This is a genomic window from Tamlana sp. s12 (genome assembly GCF_016767215.1).
Classification (GTDB): domain Bacteria; phylum Bacteroidota; class Bacteroidia; order Flavobacteriales; family Flavobacteriaceae; genus Pseudotamlana; species Pseudotamlana agarivorans.
This window is the reverse complement of record NZ_CP068547.1, coordinates 250,034-265,535: the sequence shown is the minus strand read 5'-3', so window position 1 is coordinate 265,535 and position 15,502 is coordinate 250,034. Positions and strand designations below refer to the sequence as shown.

General features: G+C 35.3%; 10 protein-coding genes. 9 read left to right on the top strand and 1 reads right to left on the bottom strand.

Annotation, left to right across the window (positions count from 1 at the left end):
• The first annotated feature begins 33 nt into the window (after positions 1-33).
• From JJL45_RS01160 to JJL45_RS01125, 8 genes are all read left to right on the top strand, one after another.
• Positions 34-2,244, top strand: a complete 2,211-nt coding sequence (locus tag JJL45_RS01160) for a patatin-like phospholipase family protein (RefSeq protein WP_068601285.1) — start codon at positions 34-36, stop codon at positions 2,242-2,244.
• Positions 2,245-2,527: 283 nt separating this feature from the next.
• Positions 2,528-3,307: a DUF3108 domain-containing protein gene (locus tag JJL45_RS01155; RefSeq protein WP_068601287.1), complete on the top strand. Its 780-nt coding sequence runs from the start codon at positions 2,528-2,530 to the stop codon at positions 3,305-3,307.
• Positions 3,308-3,309: 2 nt separating this feature from the next.
• On the top strand, positions 3,310-4,233 hold the full coding sequence (locus JJL45_RS01150; protein WP_068601289.1) for a tryptophan 2,3-dioxygenase family protein: 924 nt from the start codon (positions 3,310-3,312) through the stop codon (positions 4,231-4,233).
• Positions 4,212-5,528, top strand: a complete 1,317-nt coding sequence (locus JJL45_RS01145) for a peptidoglycan DD-metalloendopeptidase family protein (protein WP_068601290.1) — start codon at positions 4,212-4,214, stop codon at positions 5,526-5,528. Before JJL45_RS01150 ends, JJL45_RS01145 begins: the two co-directional genes overlap by 22 nt.
• A gap of 15 nt (positions 5,529-5,543) precedes the next feature.
• Positions 5,544-7,163: a glucose-6-phosphate isomerase gene (gene pgi, locus JJL45_RS01140; RefSeq protein ID WP_068601291.1), complete on the top strand. Its 1,620-nt coding sequence runs from the start codon at positions 5,544-5,546 to the stop codon at positions 7,161-7,163.
• A 155-nt stretch (positions 7,164-7,318) separates the two neighbouring features.
• The gene (locus JJL45_RS01135; protein ID WP_068601293.1) at positions 7,319-9,868 is read left to right on the top strand and encodes a TonB-dependent receptor; all 2,550 of its coding nucleotides are present in this window, start codon (positions 7,319-7,321) and stop codon (positions 9,866-9,868) included.
• 14 nt (positions 9,869-9,882) lie between these two features.
• A complete protein-coding gene (locus JJL45_RS01130; protein WP_068601295.1) occupies positions 9,883-10,992 on the top strand; it encodes a hypothetical protein in 1,110 nt (369 codons plus the stop codon).
• Positions 10,993-11,097: 105 nt separating this feature from the next.
• On the top strand, positions 11,098-11,535 hold the full coding sequence (locus JJL45_RS01125) for a hypothetical protein (protein WP_068601297.1): 438 nt from the start codon (positions 11,098-11,100) through the stop codon (positions 11,533-11,535).
• Positions 11,536-11,537: 2 nt separating this feature from the next.
• Here JJL45_RS01125 and JJL45_RS01120 read toward each other — a convergent pair whose 3' ends face one another.
• Positions 11,538-12,587 carry an endonuclease gene (locus JJL45_RS01120; protein WP_068601299.1) on the bottom strand — a complete coding sequence of 350 codons (1,050 nt, stop codon included), beginning with the start codon at positions 12,585-12,587 and terminating at the stop codon, positions 11,538-11,540.
• Between the two features lie 101 nt (positions 12,588-12,688).
• On the opposite strand from JJL45_RS01120, the gene JJL45_RS01115 reads away from it, so the two are divergent.
• Positions 12,689-15,490 carry a TonB-dependent receptor gene (locus JJL45_RS01115; protein WP_068601301.1) on the top strand — a complete coding sequence of 934 codons (2,802 nt, stop codon included), beginning with the start codon at positions 12,689-12,691 and terminating at the stop codon, positions 15,488-15,490.
• Positions 15,491-15,502 lie beyond the last annotated feature (12 nt).

The window sequence follows — 15,502 nt, the reverse complement described above, 5'->3', positions numbered from 1 at the left end:
AGAACTTTGAATCAAAAATACCTCATATGTATCTTGTTATTTTTCGCTGTATTTTCCGCGGAAGCGCAACAAAATGCTCAAGAAAATCAGCCTAAAGTAGGTTTGGTTTTGAGTGGCGGTGGTGCAAAAGGCTTGGCTCATATTGGTGCATTAAAGGTGATTGATAGTCTTGGGGTGAAAATAGATTATATAGCAGGAACCAGTATGGGGGCCATTATTGGAGGTTTATACGCTGCGGGATATTCTGGAAAACAATTAGATTCTCTATTTCAAGTGATTAATTTTGATGATCTTATTAGTGATGAATTGCCTCGTACTTCCAAAACATTTTCCGAACGTACGAATGCCGAAAAATATGCAGTAAAATTACCTTTTAATAAGTTTTCTGTAAAATTACCATCAGCTATTTCTAAAGGACATAATGCCTATAATTTATTTTCAAACTTATTGTTTCCAGTTGGAAGTATAGATGATTTTAGCAAGCTTCCAGTACCTTTTTTTTGTATAGCTACTAATGTTGAAAATGGCGAACAAGTCATTTTAAATAAGGGGAATTTAGCGCAGTCTATCTTGGCAAGCGGTGCTTTGCCTTCACTTTATCAGCCCGTAATGATTAATGATGCCATTTTGGTAGATGGTGGCGTTGTAAATAACTATCCAGTAGATGAGCTTCGAGATTTAGGTATGGATATTATTATTGGTGTAGATGTTCAAGACGGTTTGGCCGATCGTGAGCATTTATCTTCTGCTCCTGATTTATTATTTCAAATAAATAATTTCAGAACTATTAATGATATGCGGCTTAAAGTTAAGAAAACAGATATCTATATTAAGCCAGATATTATGGATTACAATATGATTTCCTTTGATGATGGACAACAAATAATAAACTTAGGGAGAGAAGCTGCTTTAACTAAAGTGAAAGTGCTTAAAAAATTACCTGCGTATACTAAGGCAACAGCGAAAAAACCATTGCAATATCGTAATGTAGATAGTATTTCTATTAACCATATTCGGATTAATGGTATTAAACATTACACCAGAGCTTACGTTTTGGGTAAACTTAAATTAAAAGAAAAGGAGACTGTAAGTTATGCCGATTTTAATGAAGGGGTTAATAATTTGGTGGCCACCGATAACTTTGATACGTTTGAGTATCAACTAAAACAATCCAAAGATACGGTGGGTTACGATTTGGTAGCACGAGTTAGGGAATCTTCAGTAGATGCTTATTTAAAACTGGGGGTGCATTACGACGATTTATACAAAACAGCTGTTTTACTTAATCTCACCAAAAAGCGCCTATTGTTTAAAAATGACGAGATGTCTTTCGATTTGATTTTGGGAGATAATGTGCGCTATAATTTTGAATATTTAATTGATAAAGGATTTTATTGGAGTATAGGTGTTAAATCGCGTTATAATCAGTTTGCTAAAAAAATAAATGCGAACCTGGTTTTGGAGGATGAACCATTAAGGGATAATGGCCTTAATAAAATTGATGTGAAATTAAGAGATCAAACGAATCAATTATATGTGCAAACTTTATTTATGCGAGATTTTGCCTTTAGTATGGGGGCAGAACACAAGCATATTGAAATTGATACCGAAAATTTAACAGGGATTGATGATGAAGATTATTCCTTTGGAAGTACCAACTATTTAGGTCTTGTAGGCGCATTAAAAATGGATAAGTACGACGATTTTTATTTCCCGAGAAATGGGGTTTATTTCGATGGTCAATTGAATATCTACCTGTATTCTTCCAGTGAAGGTAGCGATTTTAAAAATTATTCTATTGCCAAAGCAAGCATGGGTTACGCTTATAGTATTTCTAAAAAGTTGGCCTTTAATTTTCAAACCAGCGGCGGCTTTAAAATTGGAGATAAATCCGATCCTACCCTAGATTTTGCTCTGGGTGGTTATGGAAATCACCTAATTAATAATTTTGTTCCCTTTTTAGGTTACGATTTTGTTTCGTTAACAGGTAATAGTTACGTAAAATCAGCACTCACTTTCGACTACGAAATTTTTAGAAAACAGCACATTTTGCTAGAAGGGAACTGGGCTAATATCGATGATGATATTTTCGATTCTGGCGAGTGGTTTACACTACCCGATTATTCTGGTTACAGTATAGGTTATGGTGTTGAAACCTTTATTGGTCCTATTCAACTTAAATACACTTATTCCCCAGAATTGGGAGAGCGCAAATGGTTTTTTAATGTAGGGTTTTGGTTTTAATGTCTCGGTTATAGCAATTTCATTAATAGTGTCTTACTAATTCATATTTATATTATAAATAGATCTATTATAATTAAACGTAATAGGTCTTTTTTAATGATTAAAATTTGAATACATTTAGATGTCGTTTTCTGACAAAACTTAAGTTTTTGCTCGTGAAGCTTTGCGGTAACTATTTTATAAATAGAATTTCAATGTGTTTTATGGAACAGTAATTGCCAGAATTTAAGTATAACAATAAAAACACAGCTAAGAAGTTGTATAACAAACGACCCAACGTATGATGAAAAAAACACTACTTATATTATTTATTTTAGGCGTTATGCCTACTGCTATCGCACAAGAAGAATCGGCTTTTGGAGTTGGTGAGTGGTTTAAATTTAAAATGAGTTATAGTAATTGGTTAAAGGCAGGGAATGCCACTTTAACGGTGAAAGAAGGGGAGGTAAAAGGTAAGGATGTTTATCATGTTGTTGGTAAAGGCTGGACTACAGGCATGATAAAATGGTTTTTTGCTGTAGAAGATCGTTATGAGAGTTATTTCGATAAGGAGAGTTTAGTGCCGTATAAGTTTGTACGAGACATTGATGAAGGTGGGCATACCAAGGATTTGGTAATCGATTTTGATCAAGTGAAAAATAAGGCTTATATACATGATAAAAAGAAGGATACCAAAAAGGTTATTGAAACCAAACCTAATGTTCAAGACATGGTTTCTACGTTTTATTACCTTCGAAATAACTTAGATACAAAAACCATTAAAATTGGTCATGAAGTACATGTCGATATGTTTTTTGATGATGAAAATTACGGGTTTAAATTGCGATATTTGGGAGAAGAAACCATTAGTACAGATTTTGGGCCAGTTAGAGCTTTAAAATTTAGACCATATGTGATGGCAGGGCGCGTTTTTAAAGAAGAGGAAAGCTTAACGCTTTGGGTTTCTAAAGATAAAAATAAAATACCATTACGTATACAGGCAGATTTAGCGGTTGGGTCTTTAAGAGCCGATTTAGAAGATTTTAGTGGTTTAAAACACCCTTTTAAAACGAGTAAGAAATAGGTATGGCTAATAAAGATTTATCAGATAAACTAAAAGAAAAATACGATGCGCTAGATCAAGACCTCGAAACGCATTTAGAAGGTTTATTACATAGCCGCCCAATTAATTATTGGGATTACATACAAACCGATACCTTGTTAAGTCTTCAAAAACCACGAACAGACTTTCCCGATGAAATGGTTTTTATCATGTACCATCAAATTTCCGAACTACTGTTTAAAATGGTACTTAGTGAAATTAGTCAAGTGGCCGAAGTCGAAACCTTAACTGCAGAATTATTTACCGATAAAATTATGAGGGTGAGTCGTTATTTTGATGTGCTCACTTCGTCTTTTAGTATCATGAAGGACGGTATGGATTTGGAACAATACAATGCATTTAGAACCACCTTAACACCAGCAAGTGGTTTTCAAAGTGCGCAGTATAGAAAAATAGAATTTGCATCTACCGAGCTTATAAACCTCATTGATAAGCGCTTTCGAGATACCATAGATCGAAATACCTCTTATGAACATGCTTTTGAGCATTTGTATTGGCAAGCTGCTGGAAAAGATTTTGTTACAGGGAAAAAGTCTTATACTTTAACAATTTTTGAACAGAAGTATAAATCGGAATTTATTAATTTTACGCGGTTTTATAAAAACAACAATTTGTGGAGCAAGTTTAAACAGCTACCTAAGGCTGCACAAGAAAACAAAGCATTGGTGAAAGCCATGCGCCACTATGATTATACAGTAAATATCAAGTGGGTGATGGCACATTACAACACCGCAAATCACTATTTAAATATTGGTGGAAAAACTGCCGAAGCAACAGGTGGCAGTGAATGGGTGAAGTATATGCACCCAAAATATCAGAAAAGAATATTTTTTCCAGAATTATGGACAAAGACAGAAAAAGAAGCATGGGGAACAAATATAAAGTAACAGCACTTTTAGGATTAATCATTTTATTTTCAGCTTGTAAAGATAACCCCAAGAAATCGACACCTATTGTAAAAGCAGAACCCCCTGTAGTTGAGGAAGTCAAAGAAATTCATGAATTCGGTTATAATTTAAATGATTACGTCGTAAAACGTGATACGATTAAAAGTGGTGATAGTTTTGGTCATATTCTTGGTCGAAACCATATTGGCTATTCAACCATTCACAATATTGTAGAAGCCGTAAAAAATACTTTTGATATTACAAGTTTACAATTAGGTAAGCCATATACACTTTTGTGTGCGAAAGATTCTTTACAAACACCAGAATGCTTTATATATCAACCTAATTTGGAAGATTATGTGGTGGTAGATTTTAAAGACTCCATTCAAGCTTATACCGAGCAAAAACCAATAAGCTATATTGAAAAATCGGCTACAGGTGTTATTAACAGTAGTATTTCAGAAACCTTAGAAGAACAAGGGTTGAGTCCGAGGTTAGCCTTTAAATTGGCTGATGAAATTTACGCTTGGACCATTGATTTTAGAAGACTTCAAAAGGGAGATCGATTTAAAGTTATATATACCGATAAATATATTGATGATACTATTTATACGGGAGTTCATAATATTAAAGCAGCTTATTTTGAGCATAACAGCGAACCGTTTTATGCCTTTGCCTTTGAAACCGACTCCGATAAGGGGATAGTAGATTATTTTAATGAAGATGCCAAAAATTTACGTCGTGCGTTTTTAAAGGCACCGGTTCAGTTTAGTCGAATTTCATCGCGTTATAATTTAAAACGTAGAATTGCAGTTTATGGCTATAAAGTAAGACCTCATAAAGGTACCGATTTTGCTGCTCCTATAGGAACACCAATTATGGCAACTGCTAATGGAACGGTTACAAAATCGGAACGTCGTGGTGGTAATGGAAATTATGTAAAAATTAGACATAACGCTACCTACGAAACGCAGTACTTGCATATGAGTAAGCGTAAAGTTAAAGTGGGGCAATATGTGAAACAGGGTGATGTAATTGGATGGGTTGGAATGACCGGGAATACTGGTGGACCTCATGTATGTTATCGCTTTTGGGTAAATGGAAAACAAGTTGATCCGTTTAAGCAAAAACTACCTCAAGCGCAATCTATTTCAGATTCGCTAAAAGTAGAATATTTAGAGTTTATTAAACCGATAAAAGAGCAACTAGATAATATTCCTTTCGAGATTAAACCTGAGCTAATTGAAGAGCCAAAAGGTGAAACCGTTAGGCAGAATGAACACTTAATTTCATAAACCAAAAACAACTACATGACACTACCAAAAATTAATCCTTTAAACACACCTTCATGGAAAAAGCTTCAAGAACATTTTGAAGCTGTTAAAGACATTCATATGAAAGATTTATTTGCTTCCGATGCAGATCGTGCAAATAAATTTACAGTAAAATGGGATGATTTCTATGTCGATTTTTCTAAAAACAGAATAACCGAAGAAACTCTAAAATATTTATTAGAGCTCGCAGATGATGTGAAGCTTAAAGATGCTATTAAAAGTCAGTTTTCAGGAGAAATTATAAATCAAACCGAAGGAAGAGCTGTATTACATACCGCTTTACGTGCTCCAAAGACAGCCAGTTTTAAAGTAGATGGTGAGGATGTCATGCCTGAAATCTATAAGGTAAAAGATCAAATAAAAGCCTTTACTAACGAAGTGGTTGGCGGCGTTAGAAAAGGATACACCGGAAAAGCATTCACCGATGTGGTGAATATAGGTATTGGTGGTTCAGATTTAGGTCCAGCCATGGTTGTAGATGCTTTGCAATTTTACAAAAATCATTTAACCACACATTTTGTAAGTAATGTAGATGGGGATCACGTTAATGAAGTGATTAAAAATCTAAATCCTGAAACGACTTTATTTGTTGTGGTGTCAAAAACATTCACCACGCAGGAAACTCTGTCTAATGCCAATACGTTAAAAGAGTGGTTTTTAGAATATGCCGAAGAATCGGACATTGCAAAACATTTCGTTGCTGTATCAACTAATATTGAAAAAGTTCAAGCCTTTGGGATTGATCCTAACAACATTTTCCCAATGTGGGATTGGGTTGGAGGACGTTTTTCATTATGGAGCGCCGTAGGTTTAACCATTAGCTTAGCGATGGGCTATGAGCATTTTGATAGTTTGCTTAAAGGTGCTCATAAAATGGATGAGCATTTTAGAAATGAAGATTTCGATTCTAATATTCCAGTGCTATTGGCTTTAATAAGTGTTTGGTATAATAACTTTTTTAATGTAGAAAGCGAAGCTGTAATTCCTTATTCTCAGTATTTAAATCAGTTTGCGACTTATTTACAACAAGGGATTATGGAAAGTAATGGTAAAAGTGTAGATCGAAACGGAAATCCTATCAATTACCAAACAGGAACCATTATTTGGGGAGAGCCAGGTACTAATTCGCAGCATGCCTTTTTTCAACTTATTCACCAAGGTACAAAACTCATTCCTGCCGATTTTATCGGGTTTGCAAAATCTTTGCACGGTAACCAAGATCATCAGGATAAATTAACTTCTAATTTTTTAGCCCAAACCGAGGCTTTGTTAAACGGGAAAACTGAAGATGAGGTGATTGCCGAAGGAACTGCAGAAGCCATTATTCCGTTTAAAATTTTCCAAGGGAATAAACCGACAAATACTATTTATGTTGAGAAGTTGTCACCTGAAAGTTTAGGGAAATTAATAGCCATGTATGAACATAAAATTTTTGTACAAGGGATTATTTGGAACATCTTTAGTTACGATCAATTTGGAGTAGAATTAGGGAAGCAATTAGCTAGTAAAATTTTACAGGAATTTAACAGTGCAGAATCTAACGAACATGATTCATCTACACAGAATTTATTAAATTATTACAAGAATTTAAGTTAAAAAAATAAAAGTCAAATAAAAATAAGGCATCATTTTTAAAGAAATGATGCCTTATTTTTTTGTATAACATGTTGATTGCCTTAACCTTTAGTTAATATTGGTAAGTATTTTATATGTATTTTTGCCCCGACTAATTCATAATAATTAATTCTTTCATGAAAAAAATTACACAATTTTTATTTGCAATGGCAGTTCTGTTATGTTCTGCTGTGGCATTCTCACAAAGTACGATTTCAGGAACTGTCGTTGACGGGGATATCAGTACACCGCTACCAGGTGTTAACATCGTAGAAAAAGGAACTAATCATGGTGTTTCAACAGATTTTGATGGAAACTTTTCTTTTGAAACAAAATCAACCAATACGGTTATTGTGATCTCTTACATTGGCTACCTAAAAAAGGAAATTACGATTTCTGGAGACACCAATTTAGGAGAAATTGTTTTAGAGTCTAGTGAATTCGGACTAGATGCTGTTCAAATTATTGCTTCTGTAGCAGTAGACAGAAAAACGCCTGTTGCTGTCTCGACTATTAAGTCTGAACAGATTCAATTGAAATTAGGAACTCAAGAATTTCCAGAAATTTTAAAATCTACTCCTGGAGTTTATGCGACTAAAGCCGGTGGAGGTTTTGGTGATGGCCGTATTAACCTTAGAGGGTTTGAGTCGGAAAATGTTGCCGTTCTAATTAATGGTGTGCCGGTTAACGACATGGAAAATGGTCGTGTATATTGGAGTAACTGGGCAGGATTGTCTGATGTTACTAGTTCTATGCAAGTACAACGTGGTTTAGGGGCTTCAAAAGTAGCTGTGCCTTCTATTGGTGGTACTATTAACATCATATCCAAAACTACCGATATTGAAGAGGGTGGTTCGGTTGAAACTTCTATAGGTAACGACGGCTATTTAAAGTTTGGAGCTACATATTCAACGGGATTGATGGATAATGGTTTCGCAGCTACCGTTTCAGCATCAAAAACAGATGGAGACGGTTATGTAGACGGAACGGAATTTAATGCTATGTCTTATTTTATTAATATTTCTAAAGAAATAGGCGAAAATCATAAATTAGCATTTACTGCTTTTGGCGCACAACAACGTCATGGACAAAGACAAAACAGACAATTAATTTCAACTTATAGAGCGTCTGAAAGTGGAAAACGTTTTAATGCCGACTGGGGTTATAAAAATGGTCAAGTAACACATCAAGAAGATAATTTCTATCATAAACCGCAAATTTCATTAAACCACTATTGGGATATTTCAGATAGTGCGAAATTATCAACTTCAGTATATGCATCCTTCGGTTCTGGAGGAGGTGGAGGTTTCTCAGGAGTAAATAAATTTGGCCTAGGAACAAACGGTGTAAGTGATTATAGAACGGGACTTTACGGGCCAGTAGATTTTGATAAAATTGTAGATGAAAATGAAGCTTTAGGAGCTCAAGGTTCTGAAACGATTTTAAGAGCATCTCGTAACGATCACGAATGGTACGGTTTATTATCTACTTTAGATATGAAACTTACCGATAATTTAGTATTAACAGGAGGTTTAGATTTAAGAACCTACAAAGGGATTCACTTTACAGAGTTAACCGATTTATTAGGGGGGCAATTTTATGCAGATGATAGTAATGAAAATAATCCAAATGCCACTTATCAAGTTGGAGACAAGATACTGTACCACAATGATGGTTTAGTTAATTGGATTGGACTATTTGGTCAATTAGAATATTCTTATGATGCTCTTTCTGCTTTCGTTTCTGTTGCAGGATCTAATACAGGCTACAAACGTATCGATTACTTCAACTATTTAGATAGTGACCCAAATCAATCTACCGACTGGTATAACTTCTTAGGTTATATGACTAAAGGTGGTGCTAACTATAACTTAAACGAAAACCATAACGTTTTTGCAAACATTGGTTATTTTGAAAAAGCTGGAGGGTTTGATGCTGCATTTATTGGTTTCGACAATGAAAACATCAATCCAGATGCCGAAAATCAAAAGATTTTTAGTGTGGAATTTGGATACGGATTTAGAGCAGAAAAATTATCGGCTAATGTTAACGTTTACAGAACATCTTGGAAAGATAGAACAGAAACCTATAGTTTCAACCAACCAGATGGATCTCGAGCTACAGCAAATATTCTAGGTGTAAATGCAATTCATCAAGGTGTAGAGTTAGATTTTGTATATAGAGCAACAGACAATTTGAGACTTACAGGAATGGCTTCTTTAGGTGATTGGAGATGGGATAATGATGTAAAAGGTGTTCAAATTTTTGATGATGAACAGAACCTAATTGAAACAGTAGATTTATACATTAAAGATTTACGTGTTGGTGATGCGGCGCAAACAACTTTTGCATTAGGTGCTAATTATGATATTTTAGAAAGAACCACTTTAATGTTAGATTATAACTATTATGATAACTTATATGCGTATTTCGACCCGAGTAGTAGAGGTACAGAAGGTGCTGGTGAATCATGGAAAGTACCGGCCTATGGTCTATTCGATTTAGGCTTATCACACAATTTCGATATGGGTCCTTTTGATGTTCGCTTATTAGGAAGAGTGAATAATGTATTTAACGTTGAATATATCTCTGATGCAAATGACGGTGTAGGTTCAACAGCTAGTACGGCCTTAGTCTATTATGGAGCAGGAAGAACATTTAGTGTTGGTGCCAAGTTTAACTTTTAAAGAAAAAATTTAAGATGAAAAAAATATTATTTTTATTAGTAGCTGTAGGCGCGATGTTTACGAGTTGCAACCCGATGGAAGATATCTATAATGAGCTAGATAAAGTTGAAAATCCAATTGTCGGTAGTGCGGAATACACATTACAGGATGATGACTATACCGAAATGGGATTAAGTTATACAAGTTTTGATACTGAAGATCAAGCTAAAGAAGAAATCCCAGGTTTCCTTGAAACGCTTTACCCTTTCTGGGGAAATGGTTCGCAAGCTCTAGTGACTTATAATTTGTATAAATCAAATAGTATTAAATCTACTGATGCTTATGAAGTGACCGATCAAGATTACCAAGACCTAGGTTTTAGTTACGGAAACTTTGATAGCCCAGATGATATGGAAGATTTTTTAGTTTATAAGTTTCCAGATGCCGTAAGAGGTGATATGGTAGACTTGACCTATAAATATTATTCTGGAGGATCGACTTCAGAGCTTACAAATAATTTTGTATTACTTGAAGGCTGGGAAATGGTACGTGAGTTTTCTGTTGAAGAATACAACGATATGGAGCAATCTTATCCTAATTTTTCAAATGAAGATGTTGCTGAAAATAACATCTCAATTTACTTGAAAACCTTATACCCTTATGCAAGTTCAGGAGATCGTATTGTAACTATGTATGAGTTATATGTTAGCGGTGCACCTAACGAAATGGAACTAATCCCTTTTGTATATGATGGTTCTAATTGGAATGCTATTTCTTCTGTTATAGAAAGTGTTTTACAATTTGGTCATGATGGAAGCACTTGGGTTCCAGATAATACTATAAAATATGCATTGTTAAGATCAGATTATGACTATATGTCTGCTCAATTGGCTAATGAACCTGGTTTTGAAGGTCCTGCTTCAAGTATGGGGAATTACGGAAACTTTGATAGAAGAGAAGGTAATGCTAACTATTGGAGTTTAGAAATGATTGAACAAGCATTAATAAGCTTGTTAGATAATATGGATCCTAATGCTGAAGAAGGTCAAAAATATATTATGACTTACGACATCTATAACGGTACTAATACCACAGAAGATATGTCCATGATTAAAACTGATGGTGTTTGGCAAAGAAACATTTAATCTTGTTTTAAAATTGATAATAATTAAAAACCATGCAGAAATGCATGGTTTTTTTATGCCCATAATTATTATCTTTGATTTTTTAAAAATAAAACATAACCAACTATGTACGAGATTATATTGTCACTTCACTCTTATTGGGCTTATTTAGTGCTTATTGTTATAACCATTACCGCGGTTACTGCCATTGTTAAAACTATGGGCGATAAGGAATATGAAAACAATGATTTTAGAAGAGGCTTATTCTCTTTAATTGTATCCCATATACAGTTACTAATTGGTTTGGTGTTGTATTTTGTATCACCACGTTTCGAGTTATGGAGCGAATTAGGAGGTAAGGTGATGAGTAATTCATTAGCGAGACTTTATCTTGTGGAGCATCCATTTGTTAATATTATTGCCATTGCTTTAATTACAATTGGTTATTCTAAACACAAAAGAAAACTTACTTCAAAGGCCAAACTTAAAACCATAGCTATTTTTTATTCTTTAGCCTTAGTGTTATTGCTATCTAGAATTCCTTGGGGTACTTGGTTGAGTTAATCTCAATCAGCTTCCTTAATTAAATAGAGATACACCGGGAAATGGTCGCTAAAACCATTTGTAAACCCGCTGTAGCCCCAACTTCTAAGGGGATAACCTTTATAGGAGCCTGTTTGTTGAATGACCTCGTTTTTATTGTAAATACCTGCTTTGTAAAACATGAAACCGTTGTTGTTTTTATCAATTAAGGGTTTGGTTATCATTATTTGATCGAACAAACTCCAGGCGTCACGATAGGCTGTAGTCCCAAAACCTTCTTTATAAAATTTGGCAAACGGATTGTATATACCTTTTAAGCCAACCTGATTTCTATCTGTTTTGGCTTTAAGTGTTTTTTTGACACTATGGTTATTCGGGTTATCGTTTAAGTCGCCCATAATGATAATTTTTGCATACGGATCGGTCATTTGGAGGGAATCGATAATACGTTTATTCAATTTTGCTGCGGCTACCCGTTTGTAGTTACTTTTAGCCTCTCCACCACGTCGCGATGGCCAGTGGTTAACAATAACATGAATCCATTCATTTTCAAGCTTACCACTTACTAAAAGCTGATTTCTAGTAAAAACGCGTTTTCCAGTCGTTTCGTCGTAAATTTTTAGAACATGAGAACTTTGTTGAATAGGGATGAATACTTCAGGTTGATATAGTAAAGCGACATCAATACCTCTTGCATCGGGCGAATCAAAATGAATGAATTTGTAGGACTTAGGTTTTAAGTAAGGCTCTGTAACCAAATCTTCTAAAACACGCTCATTTTCTATTTCACAAACCCCAATAAGCGTCGGAGAATTGTTGGTAAAATCCCTGCCTATATCCGCTATAACCCGAGCCATATTCTTTGTTTTTTGTTTATAAGCTTCACGGCGATGTGTTTTGAGTTCCATAATAGGGCTGTAATCATCGAGCGTATTGGGATCGTTAATGGTATCAAAAAAGTTTTCGAGATTATAGAAGGCTATGGTGTGAATTTTAAACTTTTTTTGCTGTGCATTTAGGTTGGTCACAATTAGTAAAGGGAGGGCGCAGGTAAATAATTTTAATAATGACATGATTATAATTTTAAATTCAAAAATAAGATATTACAACAATAATTGTAAGAAATGGTTTTCATTTCGTATTATTTTATATTTTTGGATTTCAAATATTTTATGTGAAACAGTCGCTGCTCCTAATCTTCTTTCTAAGTATTTCATTTGTTATATATGCACAAGAAACGCTTGTTATGGGTAGTGTTAAAGATTCTGAAACCCTTCAGCCAATTGAAAGCGCCATAATCCATCTGGAAGGTACTTCACTTAAAACGCAATCTAATCATTTGGGCGTATTTGTTCTCGAAGGAATTATTCCGCTAGGCGAACAAATTCTTGTAATTTCAAAAGAGGGTTACAGCCAAAAACGTTACCCTATCGTGGTTTACGAAGGTGAAACACTTAACATTAACGATATGGTTTTAAGCCGGGATTTGTCACCAAATAATGACTTATTTACTATTAGTTTGACTGATGACGAACTGCACGACGATACTTTAGCTTCCGATAATATTTCAGGATTACTAGCCGCTTCACTAGATGTTTTTCAACGTACCGCAGCCTTTGAATTTAGTGCCTCATTTTTTAGACCTCGTGGCTTAGATTCTAACCACAGCACTGTGCTTATAAATGGGGTAGCGATGAACAAAAGTTTTAACGGCCGACCCCAATGGAGTAATTGGGGCGGATTAAATGATGTGGTTAGAAATCAAGAATTGGCCTACGGGCTGGCGCCATCCAGTTCTAGTTTTGGTGGTGTTTTAGGGAGCACCAATATTAATGTACGCCCTTCAGAAGCACGATCTGGTGGCCGATTAACTTATTCATCCTCCAACCGAAGTTATGCGCACCGCATTATGGCAAAATATGCTTCGGGCTTGTTAAAAAATAATTGGGCTTACACGGTGTCTTTAGGTAGACGATGGGGCTCGGAAGGGTATCAGGATGCTACTTTATACAGTGCTAATTCCTTTTTTGCTAGTGTAGAAAAACAATTTAACGGAAACCAAAGTTTAAATTTTACAGCTATTTACACGCCCAATATACGTGGAAAATCATCACCAAACACCCAGGAAGTTTACGACATAAAAGGCACAAAATACAATGAGTACTGGGGTTGGCAAGATGGCGAAAAACGAAATTCGAGACTAAAAGAGGTTAACGAACCCATACTCATGCTTAATCATTATTGGAATCTAAGTTCTAAAATTACGCTTAATACCAATATGGCTTTTCAGTTTGGAAACATGGGGAATAGTCGATTGGATTACAATGGTACCGATTTAATTGACGGCATACCACAAGGAGGAGGTTCTAATCCGAGTCCGACGTACTACCAAAAACTCCCAAGTTACTTTGAGCGGAATGATCCCGACCATTTAGAGTATGCCTATCAAGCCTTAAAAGCGTTTCAAAATGATGGGCAAATACATTGGAGCGATATGTATGAGGCTAATATATCCCATGCCACACAAGGAGGTCATGCGATTTATGCTTTGTATGAAGACCGTGTAGATGATAGGCAGTTTACTATAAATTCAATTTTGAATACGGCTATAAATAATAATGCGACCCTTAATGCGGCGGTTAATTATAGTGGGTTGAATTCAGAAAATTTTGCTAATGTACTGGATCTTTTAGGTGCTTCGCATTATTTAGATGTCGATGCTTTTGCTTCTATTAGTCATGAGGCGCAAAATGATTTGCAGCATCCTAATCGTCTCGTAACAGAGGGAGACAAATTTAAATACTATTATCGCCTTTTATCTATGGCATTGAATGCTTTTGCTCAAGCGCAGTTTAGGTATAGCAAAATCGATTTTTATTTGTCAGGACAGTTCAGTCAAACCCAATACCAACGTGAAGGTTTGTATCAAAATGGCGGATTTCCAGATACCTCTTTAGGCAAAGGGGAAAAAATGAATTTTACAGGATTTGGTTTTAAAGGCGGATTCACATATAAATTTTCGGGGAAACATCTTTTTGATGGCAATTTAGGAGTTTTAACACGAGCTCCAAGCATTCAAAATACCTTTTCCAATGCTAGAGAAAATCATAATACCGTACCTCAAATTTCAACTGAAAACATCCGGTCGGTTGATGCTAGTTATCATTTTCGCTCTTCGATAGTTAAGGCTAAATTTACGGGGTATTTTACAAAAATAGGTCGTGCTAACGATATTGCTTTTTATTTTGCTGATGGCGTTGGCGGGGATCATGCCGTTTTTGTTCAGGAGATTTTACAAGATATTGAAAAGAAGCATCTTGGAGCCGAGCTAGGTATTGAAGCCCAAGTCACTTCAACCTTAAAACTTAAAGGTGTAGCCTCGCTTGGGCAGTTCACTTATGCTAACAATCCCAATCTATTACTAACAACAGAACCTGATGCTGAAGCTATAACTGCTGGATTTGTCAATGGCTCGAAGTATTTTGGAGAAACAAAACTTAAAAATTATCGATTAGCCTCTGGACCTCAAAACGCGTATTCCATCGGCTTCGAATATCGAGATCCCAATTACTGGTGGTTCGGGGCTACGGCAAATTTTTTCTCTAATACGTTTTTGGATGTGAGTCCGCTAACTCGATCTTACAATTTTAATACTGATTACGACGGTCAAGTCTTTAATGATTACGATGAAGATATCGCTAGGGAATTGCTCAAACAAGAGCGGTTTGATGATTATATGGTGGTGAATTTGGTTGGTGGAAAATCTTGGAAACTGGGTAAGCACTATGTGGGGTTATTTGCAAGCGTTAATAATTTGCTAAATACTAGTTATAAAACTGGTGGTTTTGAACAAGGCAGAAATGCCAATTACCGTGAGCTTCGAGATGACAAAGCTCTAGCAACCCCTGTATTCGGACCGAAATATTGGTATGGTCGTGGGACAACCTATTTTTTAAACCTGAATGTTAGTTTTTAATACAGATTTTTT

Bases quoted from the DNA above. Each gene is read 5' to 3' on its own strand.
- JJL45_RS01155 (WP_068601287.1), top strand. From the start codon at position 2,528: ATGAAAAAAACACTACTTATATTATTTATTTTAGGCGTTATGCCTACT.
- JJL45_RS01150 (WP_068601289.1), top strand. From the start codon at position 3,310: ATGGCTAATAAAGATTTATCAGATAAACTAAAAGAAAAATACGATGCG.
- JJL45_RS01145 (WP_068601290.1), top strand. From the start codon at position 4,212: ATGGGGAACAAATATAAAGTAACAGCACTTTTAGGATTAATCATTTTA.
- pgi (WP_068601291.1), top strand. From the start codon at position 5,544: ATGACACTACCAAAAATTAATCCTTTAAACACACCTTCATGGAAAAAG.
- JJL45_RS01135 (WP_068601293.1), top strand. From the start codon at position 7,319: ATGAAAAAAATTACACAATTTTTATTTGCAATGGCAGTTCTGTTATGT.
- JJL45_RS01130 (WP_068601295.1), top strand. From the start codon at position 9,883: ATGAAAAAAATATTATTTTTATTAGTAGCTGTAGGCGCGATGTTTACG.
- JJL45_RS01125 (WP_068601297.1), top strand. From the start codon at position 11,098: ATGTACGAGATTATATTGTCACTTCACTCTTATTGGGCTTATTTAGTG.
- JJL45_RS01120 (WP_068601299.1), bottom strand. From the start codon at position 12,587: ATGTCATTATTAAAATTATTTACCTGCGCCCTCCCTTTACTAATTGTG.